This window comes from Virgisporangium ochraceum, from assembly GCF_016863655.1.
In the GTDB taxonomy this organism is placed as follows: domain Bacteria; phylum Actinomycetota; class Actinomycetes; order Mycobacteriales; family Micromonosporaceae; genus Virgisporangium; species Virgisporangium ochraceum.
On the sequence record NZ_BOPH01000082.1, the window covers coordinates 226,175 to 247,226 of the forward strand.

Here is a 21,052-nt window from a genome sequence, read left to right on the forward strand (position 1 = left end):
GACCCGTGTGAGGGTGTGTGCATGAACGTCGAGCGGATCCGGCAGGCGGTGGTCGCGTCCCATGACCGGGACGCCGTCGTCGCCGCGTGGCGACGCGAGTTCGGGCTCGGTGCGCCCCACGACGACCCGGGGGTCGCCGCGTTCGGTCTCATCAACGGGGTCGTGCCGGTCGGTGACGCCTTCCTGGAGGTCGTCACGCCCTCCCGGGAGGGGACGGCCGTGGGGCGGCACCTCGCCCGGCATGGCGGTGACTGCGGCTACATGGTGATCGCGCAGGTCACCGACATGGCCGCGGTCCGTGCGCACCTCGCGGGCCGCGGCGTGCGGACGGTCTGGTCGGTGGACCTCGACGACATCAGCGCCACGCACGCCCATCCGGCCGACACGGGCGCCGCCCTCGTCTCGTTCGACCAGCCGGTACCGCCGTCGTCGTGGCGGTGGGGCGGCGCCGACTGGACCGACCGGAGCCGGACCCGGCTGGTCACCGGGCTCGCCGGTGTCCGGATCGCCGGGCCCGACCCGGAGGCACTGCGCGACCGCTGGGCGCGGGTGCTCGACGTCGTGCCGGACGGGCGGCGGCTGCCGCTGCCTGACGGCTCGTACGTCGAGGTCGAGGCCCGGGAGAAGGCCGGCATGACGGGCGTCGACCTGTGGGCGGCCGCCGGACAGCCCGCGCGGAGGGTGACCATCGCCGGCACCGAGTTCCGGGTGGTGCTCCGGTAGGCATGGAGGACTCCTACCTCGCGGGCGGAAAGCTGGTGGTCCCGACGACGCCCGGCGAGACCGGGAGCGCCCTGCTGCGCCGAGCTGTCGCGGCCGCCGGTGGTGGTCTTCGACCGTCCGGTACCCGCAGCACCCGCTTCCTCGACGGAGCGGGGGAGGCCACGATGGTGGCCCTCGAGCACGCTGCCTACCCGCCGCGCGACTCGCGGGTCCAGATGCTTCTGGGCGATCCCGGGCCGGATGGCTTCGGGGAGATCTTCCTGACGGTCCACCTCCATGAGTTCGACGACGAGGTCGACCGCCGGGTACCGGGATGCGTTCTGCCGGAACAGTTCGGACCGTGGACCTACGTCTGTGGGGAGGAGCTCACGGACCGGCTCCCCGGACGACTCGCGTCGCTGCCCGCACACGCCTCCCACCCGTTCGGGAACGGTTGGCTGGTAAGAGCCGTCGAGCACCCTCGTCACCCACCGGCGGAGCCCTTCCGGAGCGCGCTGCGGGAGCTGGGCCCCGCACCGATCGGCTACCAACCGGCCCGGCTCGCCGCCGCGTGACCCCGGAACATCACAGCGCGGCGAGGAACTCCCGTGTCCGTCGCCACGCGTCGGCACGGGCGCGGGCGTTCGAGACCGGGTCGCCGCCGTAGTCGCAGGCGACCCCCGCGACCCGCACGACCGTCAGGGTGGTGGGGGCGTACGGCGGCCCGGCGATCAGGTGCCCCGCGCCCGGATACACCACGTGCTCGTGCGGGTGCCCGTGTGCCGCCAGCCGGTCCGCCGCGATCTGGTGGAAGACCGGACCGCCGCTGCCGTCGAGCTCCCCGGCCAGCAGCAGCACCGGTCCGTTGATCCGCTCGACCGGGATCGTGGCGCGGGCGACCACGTCCGGGGTCAGTCCGGGTTCGAACGCCAGCCTCAGCTGGACGGGCGCGCCGTCGGCGACGAGCTTCTCCAGCTCCGGCGTGACGACGGTCGGCACGTACGGCAGCGGCTCGCCGTTCAGCGTCCAGTTGGCGACGGGCGTGCGCAGGATGTCGAGGAACGAGCCGGTCATCACGTCCTGGGTGATGCCGGCGATCATCACTCCGCTGCCGACGACGCTGACCACACCGGTCACCGCCGGGTAGGTCGCGCCGATCAGCAACGCGGCCTCCCCGCCCTTGGACCCGCCGATCACCGCGAGCCGGTCCGGGTGCACGAACGGCAGCGCGCGCAGGTGGTCGATCGCGAGACCGGCGTACTCGACCGGGATGTCCTGCAGGGTCGGCGGCCGCCCCGGCACGCCGGCCAGGGCGAGCGCCAGGACGGCGAAGCCGTGCGCGGCGAGCAGGGCCGCATCGTCCTCGTGGATGCCGGCCTCGGCACCGGCCAGCATGATGACCGCGGTCAGCCGGGAGCCGCCGGCCGGGTGGTACATCACCCCGACCGGTCCTCCGTCGCGGACCTCGGTGCGCACCAGGCCGTCCGGGATCCGCCGGCGCCGCACGCTCGCCGTGGCCGGCTCGGCTCCCTCCGCCGACGCGTCGAGATCCAGTTCCGCGGGCTGGCGGACGTCGACCGGTCCGTCGAAGGTCGGCTCGTCCAGCGGTCGCATCGACCAGATGGGACCCATCGCGTCGACGCCGTCGTAGGAACCGTCGACGGGTCCGTCCCGGGTCAGGTCGACGGTGCCGTCCGCGCCGGCGGTGAACACGTTCGTCGACTGCCAGCGGCAGCCCCGCAGATCGCGTTGCGTGGCCCGCAGGGTGACCGGCGCGCCCGGCGGCGCGTCCACCACCCGGACGTGCAGCTCGGTGTCGAGGTTCGGGCGCGCCGGCGAGACATCGATTCGCATGTCTTCGACCGTAGGAGGGGGTACCCGACTGCGCTATGTCGGCTTGTCGAACGAAACCCGCGCGGGCGTGTTCCGTCGGCTTGCGTACGATCGCAGCCGTCGCCCGAGGTCGATATCGCTTGCGGCATCGCCCATTGCCGCGGCTGGTCCAGCGTTCTCGGGACGCCGGTCGCCGGCTGAACCGGCGTTGCCCGGTCCGCTCGTCACCCCGACATCGTAGGACGTCGATGTCCCCGGGAACCGCGTCCATGGCGGGGCTTACGGTTCAAGCGGGCGCGTTGCCCGGGTGGAGGGTGTCAGGACGGCGTCGGCCAGTCGCCGTACGCAGATCAGCGTGTAGATGAACCACACGCCAGTCAGCACGGAGGCCGTCACGATGAAGATCGCCGCGATCGGCGGGGCGGCGTCGTAGGTCAGGGCGGCGGCCGCGGCGACCGTCGCGACGCAGCCGCCCAGGGCGAGAGGGCGCAGCATGCCGGCCAGCGCGCCGCGCAGGTCTACCGGGTCCTCGGAGGCGGGCAGGTCGTCGTCGGGGTCGCGCGGCCGGGGCGGGGGTGCTCCGGCGGCCAGCGCGTCGAGGTGCCGGGCGGCGTCGCGGCCGGTCCCGTGCGGGGAGTCGCGGAGCACGGCGGCCAGGGCCCGCAGGTCGTCGCGGTCGCGTGGGTCACCGGTCCGTGGGTCGCTGAGCAGGAGGACGGGGCTGGGGCGCCCGGCGTCGTTCGCCGTCACGAGCAGCGACGCCCGCCCGTAGCCGGCCCGTGCGCCGCCGGGCGTCACCCGGATCCGCTCGGAGTGCAGGTCGGTGCGGGCGATCGCGTCTCCGTGCCCGGTCAGCAGCTCGCGGCCGTCGATCATCGCCGGCACGGCCGCCAGGCTCCGGCAGCCGTGGAAGATGCTCAGGACCGTGGCGGTGCCGGCGATGGTCGCCACCGCCGTGGCGAGGAGCGCGAGGACACCGAGCAGGACGTCCCATCGCGCGGCGAGGACGGTGAGCGCCAACGGCAGCGCGAGGACGAGCACGTACCAGCCGAGGAACACTCCGGTCTCGCGCAGCCCGAGCCACCGGGTCAGGCGCAGGTGCGCGGAGCGGTCGGGAAAGCGGTGCAGCGGCGTCGCTCCGGGTGGACGCGTCAGGTGGGCGCACCGGTTGTGGAAGCGGCCGCCGGCCAACGCCGACAGGTCACGCACGAACCGGACCTCTCCGTAGACGACGTCGTCGAGCGCGAACAGCTCCAACGCCGGCCGGCCGTCGACCGGGCTCGAGCCGGTGGCCTCCACGCCGAGGTCCACCCCGTCGGCGGGCACGAGCAGCAGGCGGGGCGCTCCGGGCCCGCGGCGGGAGGTCGGGACGGCGGTGCCCGCGGAGCCGTCGGTGCCGGCGTGGGCGGGGGAGTGGGCCAGCACGACGGCCGCCAGCTCGTCCCACCGCACGTCACGGGTGAGCCGGCGCGTCCGGACCCGCCACCCCCGCTCGTCGACGTCGATGCGGAACGGACCGAGCGCGTGACGCGCCCCGACGAAGCAGAACGGCACGACGAAGGCGATGACCGCGGCCGCGATGATCCTGCCGCTCCAGGGGGCGTCGTCGGTGAACAGTCGCCAGCCGAGACCGGCCGCTGACGCGAGGAGCACCGCGAGGAAGAGCAACAGGAAGACCCGGGTCGCGGGCGACGCGCGCAGCTTCACCGACGCACCGTCTCATCTCCGCCCGGTGGACGACGTCCCGGGTCCCGTCAGCCGCCTCGGCGTTCCAGCTCCGCAAGGGCTGCCGCTGCCTGTTCCAGTTGATGCTGCGGGAACACCGGGATGCCGTGACGCCGGAGCGCCTCGGTGGCCACGCCGCGTCCCGGCATGGTGACTCCGCCGAAGGTTCCGTCATAGACGTAACTGCTGCCGCAGGTGGGGCTGCCGTCCACCAGGACCGCGATGGCCACGTGGGCGTCGATGGCTCGTTGGACAGTTCGGTGCGCAGCGGCGCGGAAGAGTTCGGTGACCTCGCGGCCGGACGCCTCCAGCACCCGGCCGTGACCATCGACCACGTCGGCCGCCGTGCCGTCGACGATTTCGACGGGCGGCCGAGGAACCGGAAATCCGACGGCCAGCTCCGGACAGAACGGCACCAGGCGGCCCTCGGTCCTCCACTGGCGCCAGATCGGCGAATCGACCAGCACCCCGGTCTCGTTGAAGCGGATCGCGGCACCACCCAAGCAGCCACTGACCAGCACCCTCAACACGGGGCCGACGGTACCCGACGTCCTTGACGGTACGGTCACTCGGTGGACACGACCCGCTCCGGCGGCACGCGGTGTTCAGCCGCCGACGAAGCGGGTCAGGGCCTTCTCCAGCTGCGCGGCGGTGTGCCGGCCGAACACGGCGTTGTCGCGGCCGGCGACCACGGTGGCCCGCTCCGGGCAGGTGGTGTCGTCGCTGTCGACGCTCACCTTTCCGAGGCGCCGGTGCGTGCGCAGCTCGTACACCTCGATGCGGTACCGGATCCGGTACAGCGGCAGCGACACGGCCGCCGTCGTGATGGAGACGGAGTACTCGCAGGTGCGGGCCTCGGGTTTGACCTCGGAGGTGGTGACGCAGCCGACGAGACGCACCGCGTCCGGGCGGTCCGGCTCCGTGTCGGGCGGCAGGTCGGTGACCAGGCGTTGGGCGCTGCCGCCGTCGAAGAGCTGGAACAGCGCGATCGGATGCGGGCCGGGGCCGGTGGCCGGGGCCGCGGCGGAGTATGCCGTACCGGGACCCTCGCAGGCGGGGGCGAGGTCGTCGACGCGCGCCGGCAGCCGGTCCTCGGTGCGGGTGAGATAACGGGGCAGGACGAGCTGCCACACGAACAACGCCGCGACCGCGACGACCGCGGCACCCGTGGCGGCGTAGCGCAGGTACGGCACGGGGACCGGGCGGTGCTGGCGTAACGCGGCGAGCAGCTCGCGACGGCCGGTGTACTCATCGATGGTCTCGACGTCGCCGTCGCGGTGCAGCAGCGCCACCCGCGTGCTGGGGTCACCGATCGGCGGTGGCTCCTCCAGATGAACCTGGGGCCAGGGCAGCACCTCCGGCCGCGCCGACTCTCCGCTGATGACGATGCCCCCGTCGCAGACGGCGATGCGTTGCTGCCGGCCGATGCCGACCGGTGCCACCTGTGCCCACAGCCACGCCCCCGCGGCGGTGCCGAGCAGGATCGCGGCCCCGAGCAGGAGGGAGCCGACGACCGTGGCGCCGAACACGATGGGACCGACGATCGCGGTGAGGATGGCGGCGAGGATGGCGATCGACATCACGGCGCTGGCGCCGCCGGACCACACCGGAGCGCGTCGGCGGTGGACCCGACGCAACGGGCCGATTCCGCCCTCCTCGGCGAGGCCGGCGAGCTCTGTGCGGTGTCGTCCCATCGACGCCGATAATAGAGCGACGGTCGCGGTCGCGGGGGGTGCGGACGGCCGTAGGACGGGTGCAACTGAGCGGCTGTGACATCCTCGTATGCGAATGGTTGACAACGGGGAGGAATCATGACGCAGCCGGGGCAACCGTACGAGCATTACGAGGTGCCTCCCGCGGGTCAGGAGTACACGGGGCAGTACGACCCCCAGCCCCCGTACCCCTACGCCGGGCCCCCGCACCAGCCCTACTCGGCGCAGCCCTACAACCAGCCGTACTCGGCGCCTCCGCAGCCCTTCCGCGAGCCCGGGTATCCGCAGCCGCAGCCGCCCGCGCCGCCGCGGTTCAACAGCGGCCTGATCGCGCTCCTCGCCAGCCTCGGCGTTCTGGCGGTCGTGGCCGTGGCCGTCGTGATCGTCACGGTGGTGCGCAGCGGTGACGACCAGCCGTCGGCCGGGCCCGCCCCGACCGCGTCCGGGGCCGCGACGACCGCTCCCGCCCAGGTCGGTCCGGTGGACCCGTGCCTCGTGGGCAACTGGAAACAGACGACCTACAGCTCCCCGTTCGACCTGAGCAAGATCACCCTCGACGGAAAGAAGATGGGCGAGGTCAAGCTCAGCGGCAGCGGGCGAACGTGGAAGATCACCGTCGACGGCAAGGGCACCGAGGACTGGAGCAAGGCGCAGTACACGGGGAGGACGGCCGACGGCCACAACGTCGTGGCGACCTTCACCGGTACGAACGAGTGGACGCTCAAGACCGCCAACAACCAGATCCTGTTCACCTCGACCGGCAGCGACGTGGTCATCACCATCACGGTCGACGGCAAGCAGCAGTTGAACGAGTCGGTCAAGCCGTTCAACAACCCGCTGCCCTACGAGTGCTCGTCGAACTCGTGGACCGCCAAGTCCCTGACCGATCCCGACGCCAACACGATCTACCAGCGCACGGACTAGCGAGCGTCGCCGGTGACGGTCACCGACCGGACAGGACGGCTGCCCCCACCGGGGGAGCGGCGAGCACCACCCGGCCGCGTCCGGCCCGTTTGGCGTCGAGCATCGCGTGGTCGGCCCGCAGGAGCAGCTCCTCCCCGTCGCCGAGGTGGGCGCCGGCCACGCCGATGCTCGCGCCGACCCGCAGCGGGTGCCCGTCGACCGTGACGGGTTCCTCGACCGCGCCGACCAACCGCCACGCCAGCTGTTCGGCGGAGGGCAGATCCAGGTCGACGCAGAGGATGGCGAACTCGTCGCCACCGAGCCGGGCCACCAGGTCGCCGGTGCGTACGGCGTCATGGAGGCGCCGGGCGACTTCGGTGAGCACCGCGTCGCCGGCCGCGTGGCCGTACGTGTCGTTGACCGACTTGAACCCGTCCAGGTCGACGTAGAGCAGCACGGTGTACCCGCCGCTCCGGAGCCGGTCGGCCAGCCCGCGCCGGTTCACCAGACCGGTGAGCGCGTCGTGGCCGGCCAGGTGTGACAGCAGCCGCTGCGAGCGCTGCTGCTCATGCACCGCACTCGTGAAGCGCGTGAGGCTGAACGCGATCGTCAGCACCGTTCCGGCGATCAGCGGCACCCGTTCCGCCAGCTCCAGGTGTCCCCGGGTGACGGCCATCATCGGCGCGGTGAGAACCGCCAGCCCGAGGAACACCACCCGCGCCGGATGGAGCGTGACCTCGGTGCCGGCCGTCGGGGTGACCAGTTCGTCGCGGCGCGGATGGGCCACCGCGGCGACGATCATCGCGTTCGCGAGCAGCAGGAGTCCGTTCAACCGGTCGACGTCGCTTTCGGCGATGAACCGCGGCAGCAGCGTGAAGGCGACGTCGACGCACAGGGTGGTGGACGCGCCCGCGAGCAGCAGGCGGGTGGGCCGGCCGGCCACCCCCGGCGAGAGCACCAGGTACAGCATCGCGGCCAGCAGCACGATGTCGCCGAGCGGGTACAGCGTCCCGACGACGATCTCGATGGTCTTCGCGCTGGTGGCGAGCCCGGGCGCCACCAGGAACTGCCAGGCCGCCAGCGCCGCGGCCGTCGTGAGCGTCAGCCCGTCCTGGAGTGCGGCCGCCGCCTGCGCCGGTGCCCGGCGCCGCACCATGCCGACGAGGCCCGCTCCGAGCAGGGGGTACCCGGAAAGCCACAGGACGTCCGGTAGCCCGACGGTCGGTTCGTGCCCGGCCAGCGCGAGGCCGGTCCACAGGAGGTCGCCGGCGAGCCAGACGGTGACGGCGGCGGCGACCATCACCCACGGACCCCGCCCTCCGGCGCTCGGGCGGCCGATGGCGCGCCAGGCGGTGCCGACGACGACAGCGAAGCCGACGAGGTAGGCCACCTGCCCCACCGTCGACGCCGGTGCCAGCAGCGTGGCCACGACGGCGACCAGCACGACCGGCACGGCGACGGCCTGGTACGCGTCCGGACGCCCGACTCTCCCACTCACGGCCTTGACCACGTCGGGCAATCGACCGTCGCGGCCCCCGCCTGAGTGAAATCGCCGACGGGGGTGTCGCGATCCTGGGCGGTCGGGGTCTGGCGTGGACGGCCTGGAGCCGGCACCCGCCACTCTGTCCACTCGGGACCCCCGCGCACCTCAACGGCACATCTGTTCGACGAACTCCTCCAACTCCGGCCGCAGGAGTTGCGCGATGGCAAGGATCGCCCCGGTGGAGCGGGGCTCGCCGGGAACGTTCAACTCTGGAACCGGAGTCGGCGTCCGGTGCAGGCCGTCGACCGCGTCCAACGGCCCGACGCCGTTGCCGACCAACCACAGGTAGTCGGCCAGATTCCTGGCGAGGACGGCGATCTCACCTTCGGAACCGAGGAACACGACGGGCTGGGTGTCGAGAGCGGCCGCGCGCTCGCGGATCCAGATGGCGGCGAGCCCGCCGGCGAAGGGTCCGTGGATCGCGGCGGCCAGCAGGGGCGGCATCTCCTGATCGGACACGGTGGGTAAGCCTAGGCGGTCGCGTCCCGCGGCCTCGGCAGTGCGCGGACGACGGTGCCGAGCAGCCACTCGCCGGGGAGGTACCCGAACTGGCGCGAGTCGAAGCTGGCCGCGGGGTTGTCCCCGGCCACCACCAGCCGGCCCGCCGGCACGATGCGGTCGCCGGCGATCCGTTCCGGCACCTGCCCCGCGGCCAGAGCCTGCCCGGGCACGGCCGCCACCCGCTTCACCACCCACCCGGCACCCGGCCGCGGCTGGAAACCGTCGCGGTAGACGACCAGGTCACCGGTCCGCACCCGGTGCGCCGGGCGGCGGCGCACCAGCAACCTGTCGCCGGGACGCAGCGTCGGCACCATGCTGACGCCCCGGACCGTCGCCACCACGTACGTCCGACGGACCGCGACGACGAGGCCGGTCGCGAGGAGCACGGCGGCGGCCACGAACCACATGTCAGACCGCCTCGAGGACGTCGCCGGGGACGACGTCGGGCCCGGAGCGGAACCCGGACGCCTGCAACCGGAACAGCCGGGCGTATGCGCCGTCGCCGGCGACCAGTTCGGCGTGCGTGCCGGATTCGGTGACCGCACCGTCGTCCAGCACGATGATCTGGTCGGCGTCGCGGACCGTGTTGAGGCGGTGCGAGATGAGCAGGGTCGCCCCGTCGGCACGGTGCTGCCGCATGCGCTGGTGCAGGTCGTGCTCGGCCTGCGCGTCGAGGCCCGAGCTGGGTTCGTCGAGGATGGCCAGGTCGCGCGCGTCGCGGAAGAACGCCCGCGCCAGCGCGACCCGCTGCCACTGCCCGCCGGAGAGCACCACACCGGTGCTCGGCCGCGCGAGGTCCCGCGCGAGGTCACCGCCGGTGCCGCGGGCCGGCTCGGCGAAGAAGATGCGGCTCAGGAGCGTGTCGTAGCCCTGCGGCAGGTCCCGCAGCGTCCCGTCGACGCCCGCCAGGTCGGCGGCGGCGGTGATCCGGGCGCGGTCGTCGATCGCGGTGACGTCGCCGATGCCCACGTTCTCCGCGGCGGACAGGTCGTAGTTCATGTGGTCCTGGAACACCGCGCTGACCCGTTGCCGCAGGTCGCCGACCGGCACGTCGCGCAGGTCGGTGCCGTCCCACAGGATCGAGCCGCGGGTCGGGTCGTAGAAACGGCACAGCAGCTTGACCAGCGTGCTCTTGCCGGCCCCGTTGAGCCCGACGATCGCCGTCGAGGAGTTGGCCGGGAGGAACAGGTCGACGTCACGCAGGATCCACGGGTGCTCGTCGCTGTAGCGGAACGACACTCCCCGCAGCTCGATCCCGTGTCGCAGCGGCGCCAGGGCGGCCGGCCGCGCCGGGGGCGGCTGGTCGGGTCCGGTGTCCACCACCGCCGCGAAGTGCTGGAACATCAGCAGGTCGTGGTGCGTGGTGGCGATCGAGCCGATCAGCGAGTGCAGGCCACCCTGCACGCCGGCGACCGCGGCGAGGAAGACGGTGACGTCGCCGATGGTCAGCCCACCCGACCGGACCGCCAGGATCGCCCAGAGCAGGCCGCCGCCCGCAGCCAGCGCCCCCAGCGCGCCGAGCCCGGCCTCGGCCCGCAGCTCGGACCGGTCGAGGCGGCGGCGGGCGGTGTTGGCGACGACCCGCTCACCGATCATCCGGTCGCGGAGGAACCGGGCCGTGCCGAACAGCCGGACCTCCTTGACCGCGTTGATCCCGGTCAGCAGCTCGCTGTAGAAGAACTCGCGGCGCTCGGTCGGGCCGAGCGCAAGGGTCATCGTGGCCCGCCGCCGGGACAGGCGCAGCTGTGCCAGCAGGGCCGGCACCGCGACCACCACCACGATGATCGTCATGGTGGGGCTCAGCACCAGGAGCGAGCCGACGAACCCGACGAGCATGAGCGCCCCGCGCGCCATCCCGAACACGCCGGTCGCCAGGCTGGCGCAACCCGCGGCGGCCTGCTTGGCCATCCGGAGCCTGTCGACGAACCGCGGATCCTCGAACCGGGCGAGGCCGGTGAACTGCTCGGTCGCCGCGTAGAGCCGGTCGGTCGCGTGCAGCCCGACCCGCCGGCCGATCTCGTTGTTGACGTAGGCACCGCAGGCCGGGACGACGGCCAGCACGACACCGACGACGCCGAGCCCACCGGCGAGCCAGCCGATCGGGCCGCCGCCGACCAGCCGGTCGAGCAGCACCTTCGTCAGCCAGGCGGCGGTCACCGGGGCCGCGGACTCCAGCACCACCAGCACGACGTAGGCGAGCGTGGTCCCCGGGGCCGCCCGCCAGGTGAGTGTGGCGGCGTACCGTGCCGCCACCCGCAGCCCGGGGGTGGCCTCGACGTTCGAAGACTCAGCGGACATCGGCCGAGGCCCCGACCGGCCGGCGGGTGAGGAAGGCGGCGTCCACGCCGCTCGCCCGCACGACGCCACCGGCACCGACGAGGTAGAGGACCGGCAGGGCATCGGCCTCGAATGCGTCGCTGAGCGGACCCTTGCCGCGCTCGATCACGACCCGCGCGACCGGGGACAGCCGATCGGCGTAGACGGCGCAGTCCTCCGGGGAGGCCATGGTGAGCACGGCGAGCACCTGCTGGCGGCCGCCCGGGAACTCCGCCGCGTGTTCCAGGAACCGGGGCAGCAGCGTCTCGCACGGTGCGCAGCCGGGGGCGAGGAAGGTGACCAGCGTCGTGCCGGTCAGCAGGTCCCGCGAAACCGGTTCTCCGTCGGTGGTGACGGCCGCGAACTCCGGCACGACGGTGTCGGGCGCGAGGACCCGGTCGCGGCCGAACGACACGGAGGCGTCGTTCGACTGACCCAGCGTCGCCAGCTGGGTCGAGAGCACACGTATCCGACGCGTCAGCCCGAGCGCGAGCGTGAGGGTCAGGACGGACAGCAGCGTGCTGACCGTCACGGCGGCGACAAGGTAGGGCATCGGGTCTCCCTTGTGGACGGAGCGGCCGGGCGGAAGGACCGGGTGGAGGGGCCGGGCGGAAGGGCCGGGCCGGTGGGTGCGCGGCGTGCGCCGCGCACCCACCGCTGTGACGGTGCTCGTCAGCAGGAGCCGCAGCCGAAGTCGACGATGGGGCTGCTGCCGTCGGTGCAGGAGTAGTAGTCGTACAGGCGCGCCCTGGTGGTGGCGCACCGCACGCACCGGCTGCCGGTGTACCAGCAGGCAGCGGCCTGGGCCTGCACCTCCGGTGCCATCGCGGACAGCAGCCTGTCGGCGAGACGGGTGACGAGTGTGGTCATCCCTTGCTCCTTTCGGTTGGGTTGATCGCATCCTGGCGTCCGCGCGTAGATTTCCCGTGCGGTCCGCGTTGATCCCGTCGGCCGCCCGCTCTACACCGGCCCTACGCGGTCTCGACGCCGCGCGCCGACGATGTCTGCATGGACCTGCTGGTGTTCGGTGACCGGGTGCTGCTGGCCGTCGTCTACCTGCTCGCGGCGGCGACGAAGGTGGCCGGGCGCGACGCGTTCGAGGCGTTCGTGGTGTCGGTGCGCGCCGTGCCGGGCGTCCGGGTCCGGGCGGCACGTCCCCTGGCCGGGCTGGTGGTCACCGTGGAACTGGCCGTCGCCGTGCTCCTGGCGGTGCCGGCAACGACGCGGTGGGGCTTCGCACTGGCCGCCGGGCTCGGCGCGGCGCTGACCGCGGTCATGGCGGCCCAGGTCGCCGCCGGGGTGCGGGTCGCGTGCCGGTGCTTCGGCCCGTCCCGGATCCCTCCGGGGCGGTTCCACGTGGTCCGCAACGGCGCGCTGGCCCTGCTCGCCGCGGGCGGCTGGCTGGCCGCGCCGCTGGTCGGTGGGGATCAGCCGGCCACCGTGCTGGCGTTCGCCGGTGCGGTGGGTCTGGTCGCCGCGATCGTCGTGGTGGCGCTCGACGAGGTGCTGGCGCTGTTCACCGATCCGGCCCCGACAGCAGCTCCGTGACAGCCGCGGCCTCGTCGTCGTTGCCGACCTGGCGGTACAGGTCGAGCGCGGCGCTCCAGGCGGCACGGGCCGCGTCGTCGTCGCCGACAGCGGCGTGCGCGTGGCCGAGTGACCGCATTGTCCTGGCCTGGGCGAACCGGGCCTCCACGCGGCTCCACCGGGCGGCGGCCTCGGTCAGCCGGGCCACCGCGCGGCGGGGCCGGCCCTCACTCAGCTCCAGCTCGCCGAGGCCGTGCAGCGCCAGCGCATGGCCGAAGGAGGACTGTTGCGCCACGCTGAGGGCCAGACCGTGCTCCAGCACGCGCCGCGTACGCGGCCGGCCCCGCCGTACGTAGACGAGTCCCAGGTGGATGGACAGGTACGCCTCCTGGAGCGTGTCGTCCGTCGCCTTCGCCATCTCGACGCCGCGCTCGAAACAGGTCTCGCTGCGGTCGAGGTCGCCGAGCTCGCGGTGCACGACACCGAGGAGGCCGAGGACGACGCTCTGGTCGCGGGTGCTCCCCGCCTCGCTCGCCATCGCCAGCGCCGCCTCGCCGGCGACCAGGGCGTCGGCGAAGCGGCCCTGCTCCCGGCGGATGATGGCGAGCTCGATCTGCACATGCCGTTCGCCGAGCCGGTACCCGACACTGGCCGCCGCGGCCCGGCTGGCGTCGAGGCAGGCGAGGGCGCGGTCGTGCTCGCCCTTGAGCCGGTGCACGTCGCTGCACAGGTACAGGGCATCGGCCTCGCCGCGTCGCTCACCCAGGTCGCGGAAGAGCGCGAGGGCGGCCTCGGCCGAGGCGAGCTTGGCGTCGGCGGTCGCGCCGGGCCGGGAGGTGAACCGGTCGGCGAGGTTTCTCAGCAGGACGGCCGCGCCGAGCCGGTCGCCGGCGGCCTCGCAGGCCGCCAGCGCGGCCCGGTGCGTCTCCATGCCGTCGTCGGGCAGGTCCCGCAGCTCGAAGAACGTGTGGGTCGCGTCCGCCAGCCGGCCTGCCAGCATCGCCAGCCCGGTCGCGGCGGCCTGGGCGACCGCGGCGAGGAGCGTGGCACGCTCGGCGTCGAACCAGGTGAACGGGTCGGTCACCAGATCGTCGAGCGTCACCCCCGCGGGCAGCGGCGACCCCAGGTCGTGCCCGATCGACGCGAGGGTATGGGCCGGTAGCCGGCGGTCGGCCTCACCGGCCACCGTGAGCAGCGCGCCGAACGCGCGGGCCAGCGCCGCGGTGACCGCGTCGGCGGGCTCCTCGTCCGCGACCCGCTCGCGCGCGTACAGCCGGATCAGGTCGTGCAGGCGGAACCTGGCCTGTCCGGTGCCGTCGACACCGACCTCGTCGACGAGCCGCGCGTCGACCAGCGCCCCGAGCGACTCCTCCGCCTCCATGAGCGGCACACCGGCGACGGCGGCCGCGAGCCATTCGGTGACGTCGGGGGTGTCGAGAGCCCCCAGCAGGCGGAACATCCGCCGGTGCGGCTCGGCCAACATCCGGTACCCGGCCGCGATGCTGGCCCGGACCTCCAGGTCTCCGACGCGCAGCTGGTCCAGGCGGCGCCACTCGTCGCGCAACGCCTCGGCGACCCGGGCGAGCGGACGCACCGGCCGGCTGCCCACCCGGGCCGCCGCGACGCGGACGGCGAGCGGAAGGTGGCCGCAGAGCCGCACGATCGACTCGGCCACGTCGGGCTCGCGGGCAGCGCGTTCGGCCCCGACGATGCGCAGGAACAGGTCGAGCGACTCCACCGGCTCGAACGCGCCGAGGTCGACCACGGTCGCACCTTCCAGGCCGGCGAGCCGGGACCTGCTGGTGGCCAGCACCGCGCAGCGCGCCGACCCGGGCCGCAGGTCCCGGACCTGTGCCACGTCGGCGACGTTGTCCAGCACGACGAGCAGCCGCCGGTCGTGGACCTGGCTGCGGTAGAGCGCGGCCCGCTCGGCGGCGCCGTCGGGCACCTGTGCCGCCGGGACGCCCAGCGCCCGGAGGAACTGGCCCAGCACCAGCGCCGGGTCGACCCGGGTCCGGAGGACCCCACCGAGATCGGCGTAGAGCTGCCCGTCCGGGTACGCCTCGGCCAGGCGGTGCGCCAGGTGGACGGCGAGCGTGCTCTTCCCGGCACCGCCGGGTCCGGAGAGGACCACGATCGGCAACGCCGCCGCCCCCCGCGGGGTGAGCAGGTCGAGGCACGCGCGGAGCGGTTTGTCCCGGCCGGTGAAGTCGGCGATGTCCGGCGGGGTCTGCGACGGGACGCGCTCCCACGCGGAACGCGGTGGATCCTCCGGTGTGGCCGGCGCCGGTGGCTCCTCCGGTGTGGCCGGCGCCGGCACTTCCGCCTCTTCCGCGAGGACCTCCCGGTACGCCCGGACCAGCTCCGGCCCCGGATCGATCCCGAGCTCGTCGACCAACCGGTGCCGTGCCTCCGCGTACGCGTCCAGTGCCTCGGCCCGGCGACCGGCTCTCTGCAGCGCCCGCATGAGCTGCGCGACGAACCGCTCCCGGAAGGGATGCAGCATGACCAGTTCCCGCAGGTCGCCGACGAGCCCGGCCAGACCGCCACCGACCGCGAGGGCGGCCTCGACGCGGGCCTCCAGCGCGTCGAGGCGCCGCTCGGCGAGCCTGGCCGCGTGTGCGGACACCAGCGGCGTCGGCGCGACGTCGGCGAGCGGCGCCCCGCGCCACAGGGCGAGGGCGTCGTCGAGCACCTGCCGGGCCGCCGCCGGGTCGGCTCGGGCCCGCAGCACCGTCTCCCCTTCGGCCAGCAGGTCGTCGAACCGGTCGGCGTCGAAGTCCCCACGCCGGCTGCGGAGCCGGTACCCGCGCGCCTCGGTGGTCAGCACCGCCCCGTCCTGGTCGCCGATCGAGCGGCGCAGCTCCAGCACGTACCCGCGGACGAGGGTCCCGGCCGACCGGGGCGGCTCGTCGGGCCACAGCTCCTCGACCAGGTGCCCGACCGGCACGGTCCGGTTCGCGTTGATCAGCAGCACGGCGAGCAGCCCGCGGACGCGGGCCCCTCCGACCGCACGCCAGCCGGTCCGCGTCGACACCTGAAGCGGACCAAGGTAACGGAAACGCACGCCGTGGCCTCCCCGATGGCGACGTCGAATCCACGAGTCTAGATCGCCCGGTACCCGCGCCCCGGGCCGCGTGGCGTCGGCGCGTCAGTCGCGGAGGAGTGCCTCGACCAGCTGCCGGTAGATCCGTAGCTGGGCGCGCATCGCGGCGGGGCTCTCGAGCGTGCGGCACAGGATGAAGCCACCCTCGAAGGTGGTGTAGAGGTGGTCGGCCAGCGCGTCCAGGTCGATGCCGGCGGCTGACCGGCGGCCGGCGAGGGCCGGTCGCAGCAGGTCGACCAGGGCGTCGCGCCACACGCGGGCGGCCGCGGCCACCCGGCGGTTGACCTCGCTGCCGGTGAACTCCCGCTCGGCGAGGACGGTGGCGTACAGGCACCCGGACTGTTCGGCCATGAGGCCGTCGGCGCCGTCCTCGTAGAAGCGCAGGAACGCGACGAGCCTGGCCGCCGGGTCGGCGATGTCGGCCGTGGCGGCCAGACCGGCGTCGAGGTGGGCCAGGTCGGCGGCCACGTACCGGTCGACGACGTGGGCCGCGAGATCGGTCTTGGACGCGAAGTGGTGGAAGAACGCGCCCTTCGAGCTGCCGGCCCCGGCGATGACCTGGTCGACCGACGTGGCGCTGTAGCCCTGCTCGGTCATGAGCCGTTCCGCGGTGCGCATGATCCGCTCGCGTGTCGGGTTGCCGTCTCGTGGCACGCCCATCGTTGTAGCAGACTGTTTGGTCTGCTACAACCAGACCAGTCAGTCTGGTACGAGAGAAGGCGCAGACAGGGACCACTACCGCAGATGGCCGGGCAGCCGATGGTGACCGACGGCGGCCTGGAGACCGATCTGATCTACCACCACGGCGTCGACCTGCCCGAGTTCGCCGCGTTCCCGCTTCTGGAGACCGACAGCGGTCGCGAGCTGCTGCGGCGCTACTACGGGCCCTACGTCGACATCGCCAGGCGGGCCGGTGCCGGCGTGCAGCTGGAGACCCCGACCTGGCGGGCCAGCCGCGACTGGGGCGAGCGGCTCGGCTACACGGCCGCCGACCTGCGCCGGGTCAACCACCGGGCGGTGGCCGTCCTGCAGAAGCTGCGCGACCGCGCCGGTCTCGACCCGTTCCTGGTCAGCGGCAACCTCGGTCCGCGCGGCGACGGCTACGTCGCCGGCGACGAGATCGACCCCGACGACGCGGCCACCTACCACGCCGCGCAGGTCGACGCGTTCGCCGAGGCCGGCGCCGACCTGGTCACCGCGCTCACCCTCACCGGCACCGGCGAGGCGATCGGCATCGTGCGCGCCGCCCGGTCCGCCGGGCTCCCGGTGGCGGTGTCGTTCACGGTCGAACGCGACGGACGGCTCCCGGACGGAACGCCGCTGTCGACGGCGGTCACCACGGTCGACGCGGAAGCCGCACCCGACTACTTCATGGTCAACTGCGCCCATCCGGAACACATCGCGCCCGCCCTGACCACGGGCGGCTGGCTGTCACGGATCGTCGGACTGCGCGCGAACGCGTCGACGCTCAGCCACGCCGAGCTCGACGCCGCCACCGAGCTCGACGAGGGTGACCCGGTCGACCTGAACAGGGCCCACGACAAGCTCCGGTCGCAGCTGCCCCGGCTCACTCTCGTCGGAGGCTGCTGCGGCACCGACGCCCGCCACGTCGACGCCCTGTGGAACCCCGACCGGTAGCGGCGACCACATGCGGTGACCGCGTGCGGCCGCCGCGCGGGTCGGCGGGACGCGGTCGTCAGGCGTGGCGCGGCGGTCCGGCCGCCACCCGGCGTTCGACGGCGGTGGTGTCCCGGTCGGTCCACTGCGCTTCCGGGTCGGCACCGAAGCGCCACGGGTTGGCGTCCTCGAGCCACCAGGTCGCACCCGCCTCGACGTAGGCGGCCATCCGGTCGGCGTCCCCGGGTCCGGGGTCGGTGCTGCCGGACACGACCACGTCGAAGGGGGTCGTCGCCTCGCGGTGGGTGGCGACGTAGGCGACCGCCTCGGCGACCTCGTCGGGCCGCAGCGGAGCACCCCACTTTGCCGGTGCCATCCCGTCCCAGCGGGCCGCCCGGCGCAGCGGCGGCCGGTTGGGCCACCAGCCACCGACCCAGATCGGGATCCGCGGCCGCTGCACCGGGGTGGGCTTGAAGGTCACCTCGGCGAGCCGGTAGTGCCGGCCGTCGAACCGGAACGGCTCGCCCGTCCACAGACCGGTGACGACCGCCAGCGCCTCGTCGAGCCGCTCGGCCCGCACGCGGGCGTCGGTCTCCTCGCCGAACCAGCCGTAGTCCCACTGCACCGGATCGCCCAGGCCCACGCCCAGTACCAGCCGACCACCCGACAGCCGGTCGAGCGACACCGTCTCCCGCGCCACCTTCCACGGCCGGCGCCGGGCCAGCGGAGTGACCATGGTGCCGATGGTCAGCCGGCGCGTGCGCACGGCCACCGCCGCCAACCCGACCCAGACGTCACCGATCGGATGGAAGCTGGGGTCGTACACCATGTGGTCCCACACCAGGAAGCCGTCCCACCCGGCCGCCTCCGCGCTGACGGCAAGGTCGGCGAGGGCGACCGGGTCCGCGAACGGCCCGAACGGCGGCACACTCACGCCAAAACGCACGTCGCGTCCTCCCGGGCCGTCGGCGCCTACCCTGCGACGATGAACATAGCCGGCCGCACGCTCGGCCCCGCCGTCCTGCACGCGGGACGGCCGGACCCGCCCGACCTCGCGGTCCTCCCGCCGTTCTTCACCGACCTGCTGCACGAACTGCCGTGGTGGAACCGCACCTGGCGGGTCACCGAGGTGCAGCCCGCGTACCCACGGGAGTTCACCAGTGGCGAGCAACGGCGGAAGAACAGGTTCACCGAGGTCTCGGTGCCGGGGACGCTCGACGGCGGCACCGACCGGACGTTGCCGTTCTTCGCGCGGGCGCTGGGCATCCCCGAGGCGGACCTGGCCGCCGTCGCCGGCGTCGACGGGGTGGACGCGCACCGCGCCGGGTGACCGGCACCGTATGCGCGGGGCCGAGCGTGCGGGCGGAGCCGAGCAGAATGCTCGTTCGTGGAGCCCTTCGTTCGCCAGTTCGTCGACTACTGCCAGTACCAGGTCCGTACGGCGCCGTACTGGCGCGCGGGCATGGGCATCTACGTGGTGGGCGACGATCTGCTGCACGTCGGAAGCCCGACCGACTGCACGGGCTTCGCGGGAACCCACACCGGCTGGATCGGGATGCGGGTCGTCATCAGAGATCGCGCGCCGGACCACGTAGCCGAGGACTGGGACGTCATCAGCGAGACGACACTCTGGTCCCCCCATGGCGCGTTGTCGGTGCACAGCCTGCTGGGCGGGACCACCGACGAACTCGCCGACCTGTCCGTACGGCCCGGTCTGGTCCGGATCCGCGCGCACGCCCGCCACCGCCTCCACGAGAGTGTCCGCACCGGGGCGGACCCGCCCGAACAGCACGAACTGCTGGTATGGCCGGTGACCGAGGAGACCGGCCACCGGACCCTGCGCACGGACGGCCGGCACGGATCGTTCGACCAGAAGCGGGCGGCGGCCGCCGAGTACGCGATGCTCGACCTGATCAGACAGTACGACCCCCACGAGGAGCGCGATCCGGACCTGCCCCGCGTCACCGTGGTGCGCCGCAGCGCCGTGCCGTCGCCGGCGGCGGACCTGGCGCGCCGCTTCGAGCGTCGGTTGCCCGCCGGCGACCGGGAGGTCCACCTCGTCCGGACCGCCGCGCACACCCTCGAGTGGCGATGGGTATCGGCGACCGCGCCGCTCCCGGACGCGCGGCCGGCCCCCGTACGGCTGGAGGTCGTGCACGGCGTGGTGACGATCCGCCACGAGGAGGTGATCGGTCGGCACGCCGTCATGCTGGGGCTCGTCTGGGACTACCTGCTCGAGACCGACCCCGCCGACCCGCCCGCCTGGGAACCGGCCCTGCGGGCCGCCGCGACCGAGCAGGCCGAGCGCAGGGAACGGCTGCGCCTCGACGCGCTGGAGGAGGCGCGGTCCTGGGGTGGCACACCACCCACCGGGCGCATGCGTTCCCTGTCCCACCGCGCGCGGGCACTCGCCGCCCGCGACCGTCCGCTGCTGGACCGCCTGGCCGCGATGGCGGCCGACGACCAGGTCCGGATCGCGGTCTGGGCGGCCCGAGCGGCGATGCGGGTGTCCGGGCTGGACCGGCTGGACTGGATCGCCGGGGCCCTGGAGGAGGTGGACGCGGGTCGTGGCCTGCCGAGCGCGTTCACCGAACTCGGCGGTCTGGCCGCCTTCCGCCGGCTGCTCGAGGACCCCGCGGCACCGCGCACTCCGGTCACCCTGCCCGACGGCTCGTCGAACCTGCAGGCTGTGGCCGCACTGCCGGCGCTGATCGCGCTGGCCCACGACGATCCGCTGGGTGCCGCGGTCGACGCCGTCCATGCCGCCGCGAACACCGTCGGCGAGGACGGGTACGCCGAGTTCCTCATCGAGGTGTGGAAGCGTGTCGCCTGACGGCGAACGGGTCAGCCGGTCCGGCTCTGGACGAGCTCCCCGTCGACGAAGGCGCGGTACTCCATCGGTCGCAGACCGGCGAACGCGCGTTTGCGTTCGATCTCGATGATCACCTCATGGTCGTCGATGCTGAGGTGGTGGCGCTTGACGGTGGACCAGGACTCTTCGAAGGGCAGGTTCTGCTTGAAGACGGTCTGTCCGTCGACCGTGATCCGCGTGCGTCCCCAGAACTTGCTGTGGATGAACTCGACCGCGTAGCCCGGGCGCTGTCCGACCGTGAACTGAAGCTCCACCGCAACAGTGTGGCATCCGGATCGACGTCCGGGAATCCGTCGGTGTCACCGCTCCCGCGGTTCGATCCGGCGACCGTCGACGACGTGCCAGAACTCACCGTCGGGTGTGCCGGTCAGCTGGGGCGGCCTGCCGTCCACGAGTACCGCGGCGCCGTCGTCGTCCAGACGGAGCAGGGTCGCGAGCAGGTCGCCGGTCGTCGCGTCCCACAGCCGTAGTGCCTCGTCGTCGGAGCCGGCGCGGACGTCCCAGATGCGCACCGCGGCGTAGCCGCACGAGGCCAGCAGTACGCCGTCGGGAGACCAGGCCACGGACTCGACGTTGTCGTCGGCGGGGCGCAGCTGGGCTTCGGAAGCCGGCATCGCCTCTCCTCGGAGCCGGCCGGACAGGACCGGGTGATCGTGCCACGGTCGGGCAAGGGCCGCGGGCCCGCCGGCGGACGG

22 protein-coding genes are annotated in these 21,052 nt (G+C 73.6%); 7 read left to right on the forward strand and 15 right to left on the reverse strand.

The window, feature by feature from the left end; genetic code table 11:
* Positions 1-21: 21 nt before the first annotated feature.
* Together Voc01_RS28660 and Voc01_RS28665 are read left to right on the forward strand one after the other, a co-directional pair.
* A complete protein-coding gene (locus tag Voc01_RS28660; RefSeq protein ID WP_203930687.1) occupies positions 22-723 on the forward strand; it encodes a VOC family protein in 702 nt (233 codons plus the stop codon).
* Positions 724-725: 2 nt separating this feature from the next.
* Entirely contained in the window at positions 726-1,277 is a 552-nt protein-coding gene (locus Voc01_RS28665) for a hypothetical protein (protein ID WP_203930688.1), read from the forward strand.
* Between the two features lie 10 nt (positions 1,278-1,287).
* Here the strand turns inward: Voc01_RS28665 and Voc01_RS28670 are convergent, their stop codons facing one another.
* From Voc01_RS28670 to Voc01_RS28685, 4 genes are all read right to left on the reverse strand, one after another.
* Positions 1,288-2,556, reverse strand: coding sequence for an acyl-CoA thioester hydrolase/BAAT C-terminal domain-containing protein (locus Voc01_RS28670; protein WP_203930689.1), 1,269 nt, complete (start codon positions 2,554-2,556; stop codon positions 1,288-1,290).
* A gap of 258 nt (positions 2,557-2,814) precedes the next feature.
* On the reverse strand, positions 2,815-4,242 hold the full coding sequence (locus Voc01_RS28675) for a hypothetical protein (RefSeq protein ID WP_203930690.1): 1,428 nt from the start codon (positions 4,240-4,242) through the stop codon (positions 2,815-2,817).
* Between the two features lie 47 nt (positions 4,243-4,289).
* The gene (locus Voc01_RS28680; RefSeq protein WP_203930691.1) at positions 4,290-4,790 is read right to left on the reverse strand and encodes a 2-thiouracil desulfurase family protein; all 501 of its coding nucleotides are present in this window, start codon (positions 4,788-4,790) and stop codon (positions 4,290-4,292) included.
* Between the two features lie 75 nt (positions 4,791-4,865).
* A complete protein-coding gene (locus Voc01_RS28685; RefSeq protein ID WP_203930692.1) occupies positions 4,866-5,954 on the reverse strand; it encodes a hypothetical protein in 1,089 nt (362 codons plus the stop codon).
* 117 nt (positions 5,955-6,071) lie between these two features.
* Here Voc01_RS28685 and Voc01_RS28690 point away from each other — a divergent pair, with 117 nt between their 5' ends.
* Positions 6,072-6,896, forward strand: coding sequence for a BRI3 family protein (locus tag Voc01_RS28690; protein WP_203930693.1), 825 nt, complete (start codon positions 6,072-6,074; stop codon positions 6,894-6,896).
* Positions 6,897-6,915: 19 nt separating this feature from the next.
* On the opposite strand, the gene Voc01_RS28695 is transcribed toward Voc01_RS28690, so the two are convergent.
* From Voc01_RS28695 to Voc01_RS28720, 6 genes are all read right to left on the reverse strand, one after another.
* Positions 6,916-8,373, reverse strand: a complete 1,458-nt coding sequence (locus Voc01_RS28695) for a GGDEF domain-containing protein (RefSeq protein WP_239160553.1) — start codon at positions 8,371-8,373, stop codon at positions 6,916-6,918.
* Positions 8,374-8,523: 150 nt separating this feature from the next.
* On the reverse strand, positions 8,524-8,877 hold the full coding sequence (locus tag Voc01_RS28700; protein WP_203930694.1) for a hypothetical protein: 354 nt from the start codon (positions 8,875-8,877) through the stop codon (positions 8,524-8,526).
* Between the two features lie 11 nt (positions 8,878-8,888).
* Complete coding sequence (locus tag Voc01_RS28705) at positions 8,889-9,326, reverse strand: S26 family signal peptidase (RefSeq protein WP_203930695.1); 438 nt, start codon at positions 9,324-9,326, stop codon at positions 8,889-8,891.
* A gap of 1 nt (position 9,327) precedes the next feature.
* Complete coding sequence (locus Voc01_RS28710) at positions 9,328-11,217, reverse strand: ABC transporter ATP-binding protein (protein WP_203930696.1); 1,890 nt, start codon at positions 11,215-11,217, stop codon at positions 9,328-9,330.
* Complete coding sequence (locus Voc01_RS28715; protein ID WP_203930697.1) at positions 11,207-11,788, reverse strand: TlpA family protein disulfide reductase; 582 nt, start codon at positions 11,786-11,788, stop codon at positions 11,207-11,209. Before Voc01_RS28715 ends, Voc01_RS28710 begins: the two co-directional genes overlap by 11 nt.
* A 119-nt stretch (positions 11,789-11,907) precedes the next feature.
* Positions 11,908-12,105: a hypothetical protein gene (locus Voc01_RS28720; protein ID WP_203930698.1), complete on the reverse strand. Its 198-nt coding sequence runs from the start codon at positions 12,103-12,105 to the stop codon at positions 11,908-11,910.
* A 138-nt stretch (positions 12,106-12,243) separates the two neighbouring features.
* Here Voc01_RS28720 and Voc01_RS28725 point away from each other — a divergent pair, with 138 nt between their 5' ends.
* Entirely contained in the window at positions 12,244-12,783 is a 540-nt protein-coding gene (locus tag Voc01_RS28725) for a MauE/DoxX family redox-associated membrane protein (RefSeq protein WP_203930699.1), read from the forward strand.
* On the opposite strand, the gene Voc01_RS28730 is transcribed toward Voc01_RS28725, so the two are convergent.
* On the reverse strand, positions 12,752-15,799 hold the full coding sequence (locus tag Voc01_RS28730) for an AfsR/SARP family transcriptional regulator (protein ID WP_203930700.1): 3,048 nt from the start codon (positions 15,797-15,799) through the stop codon (positions 12,752-12,754). The two genes, Voc01_RS28725 and Voc01_RS28730, sit on opposite strands and share 32 nt — an antisense overlap.
* Before the next feature lie 114 nt (positions 15,800-15,913).
* Positions 15,914-16,528 (reverse strand): TetR/AcrR family transcriptional regulator, encoded by a 615-nt coding sequence (locus Voc01_RS28735; RefSeq protein ID WP_203930701.1) that lies wholly within the window; start codon positions 16,526-16,528, stop codon positions 15,914-15,916.
* Positions 16,529-16,612: 84 nt separating this feature from the next.
* Here Voc01_RS28735 and Voc01_RS28740 point away from each other — a divergent pair, with 84 nt between their 5' ends.
* On the forward strand, positions 16,613-17,506 hold the full coding sequence (locus tag Voc01_RS28740; protein WP_239160554.1) for a homocysteine S-methyltransferase family protein: 894 nt from the start codon (positions 16,613-16,615) through the stop codon (positions 17,504-17,506).
* Positions 17,507-17,564: 58 nt separating this feature from the next.
* On the opposite strand, the gene Voc01_RS28745 is transcribed toward Voc01_RS28740, so the two are convergent.
* On the reverse strand, positions 17,565-18,431 hold the full coding sequence (locus Voc01_RS28745) for an LLM class flavin-dependent oxidoreductase (protein WP_203930702.1): 867 nt from the start codon (positions 18,429-18,431) through the stop codon (positions 17,565-17,567).
* Positions 18,432-18,470: 39 nt separating this feature from the next.
* Between Voc01_RS28745 and Voc01_RS28750 the strand changes: the two genes are divergently transcribed.
* Together Voc01_RS28750 and Voc01_RS28755 are read left to right on the forward strand one after the other, a co-directional pair.
* Positions 18,471-18,815, forward strand: coding sequence for a hypothetical protein (locus Voc01_RS28750; RefSeq protein ID WP_203930703.1), 345 nt, complete (start codon positions 18,471-18,473; stop codon positions 18,813-18,815).
* A gap of 57 nt (positions 18,816-18,872) precedes the next feature.
* The gene (locus Voc01_RS28755) at positions 18,873-20,318 is read left to right on the forward strand and encodes a hypothetical protein (protein WP_203930704.1); all 1,446 of its coding nucleotides are present in this window, start codon (positions 18,873-18,875) and stop codon (positions 20,316-20,318) included.
* An 11-nt stretch (positions 20,319-20,329) separates the two neighbouring features.
* On the opposite strand, the gene Voc01_RS28760 is transcribed toward Voc01_RS28755, so the two are convergent.
* Both Voc01_RS28760 and Voc01_RS28765 read right to left on the reverse strand, forming a co-directional pair.
* Positions 20,330-20,611: a hypothetical protein gene (locus Voc01_RS28760; RefSeq protein WP_203930705.1), complete on the reverse strand. Its 282-nt coding sequence runs from the start codon at positions 20,609-20,611 to the stop codon at positions 20,330-20,332.
* Between the two features lie 45 nt (positions 20,612-20,656).
* The gene (locus Voc01_RS28765) at positions 20,657-20,971 is read right to left on the reverse strand and encodes a hypothetical protein (RefSeq protein ID WP_203930706.1); all 315 of its coding nucleotides are present in this window, start codon (positions 20,969-20,971) and stop codon (positions 20,657-20,659) included.
* Positions 20,972-21,052 lie beyond the last annotated feature (81 nt).

What these genes read in the sequence shown, in the direction of transcription:
- Voc01_RS28685 (WP_203930692.1), bottom strand. Translation starts at nt 5,954, where the DNA reads ATGGGACGACACCGCACAGAGCTCGCCGGCCTCGCCGAGGAGGGCGGA.
- Voc01_RS28690 (WP_203930693.1), top strand. Translation starts at nt 6,072, where the DNA reads ATGACGCAGCCGGGGCAACCGTACGAGCATTACGAGGTGCCTCCCGCG.
- Voc01_RS28750 (WP_203930703.1), top strand. Translation starts at nt 18,471, where the DNA reads ATGAACATAGCCGGCCGCACGCTCGGCCCCGCCGTCCTGCACGCGGGA.
- Voc01_RS28720 (WP_203930698.1), bottom strand. Translation starts at nt 12,105, where the DNA reads ATGACCACACTCGTCACCCGTCTCGCCGACAGGCTGCTGTCCGCGATG.
- Voc01_RS28710 (WP_203930696.1), bottom strand. Translation starts at nt 11,217, where the DNA reads ATGTCCGCTGAGTCTTCGAACGTCGAGGCCACCCCCGGGCTGCGGGTG.
- Voc01_RS28765 (WP_203930706.1), bottom strand. Translation starts at nt 20,971, where the DNA reads ATGCCGGCTTCCGAAGCCCAGCTGCGCCCCGCCGACGACAACGTCGAG.
- Voc01_RS28660 (WP_203930687.1), top strand. Translation starts at nt 22, where the DNA reads ATGAACGTCGAGCGGATCCGGCAGGCGGTGGTCGCGTCCCATGACCGG.
- Voc01_RS28670 (WP_203930689.1), bottom strand. Translation starts at nt 2,556, where the DNA reads ATGCGAATCGATGTCTCGCCGGCGCGCCCGAACCTCGACACCGAGCTG.
- Voc01_RS28665 (WP_203930688.1), top strand. Translation starts at nt 726, where the DNA reads ATGGAGGACTCCTACCTCGCGGGCGGAAAGCTGGTGGTCCCGACGACG.
- Voc01_RS28735 (WP_203930701.1), bottom strand. Translation starts at nt 16,528, where the DNA reads ATGGGCGTGCCACGAGACGGCAACCCGACACGCGAGCGGATCATGCGC.
- Voc01_RS28715 (WP_203930697.1), bottom strand. Translation starts at nt 11,788, where the DNA reads ATGCCCTACCTTGTCGCCGCCGTGACGGTCAGCACGCTGCTGTCCGTC.
- Voc01_RS28725 (WP_203930699.1), top strand. Translation starts at nt 12,244, where the DNA reads ATGGACCTGCTGGTGTTCGGTGACCGGGTGCTGCTGGCCGTCGTCTAC.
- Voc01_RS28740 (WP_239160554.1), top strand. Translation starts at nt 16,613, where the DNA reads ATGGCCGGGCAGCCGATGGTGACCGACGGCGGCCTGGAGACCGATCTG.
- Voc01_RS28705 (WP_203930695.1), bottom strand. Translation starts at nt 9,326, where the DNA reads ATGTGGTTCGTGGCCGCCGCCGTGCTCCTCGCGACCGGCCTCGTCGTC.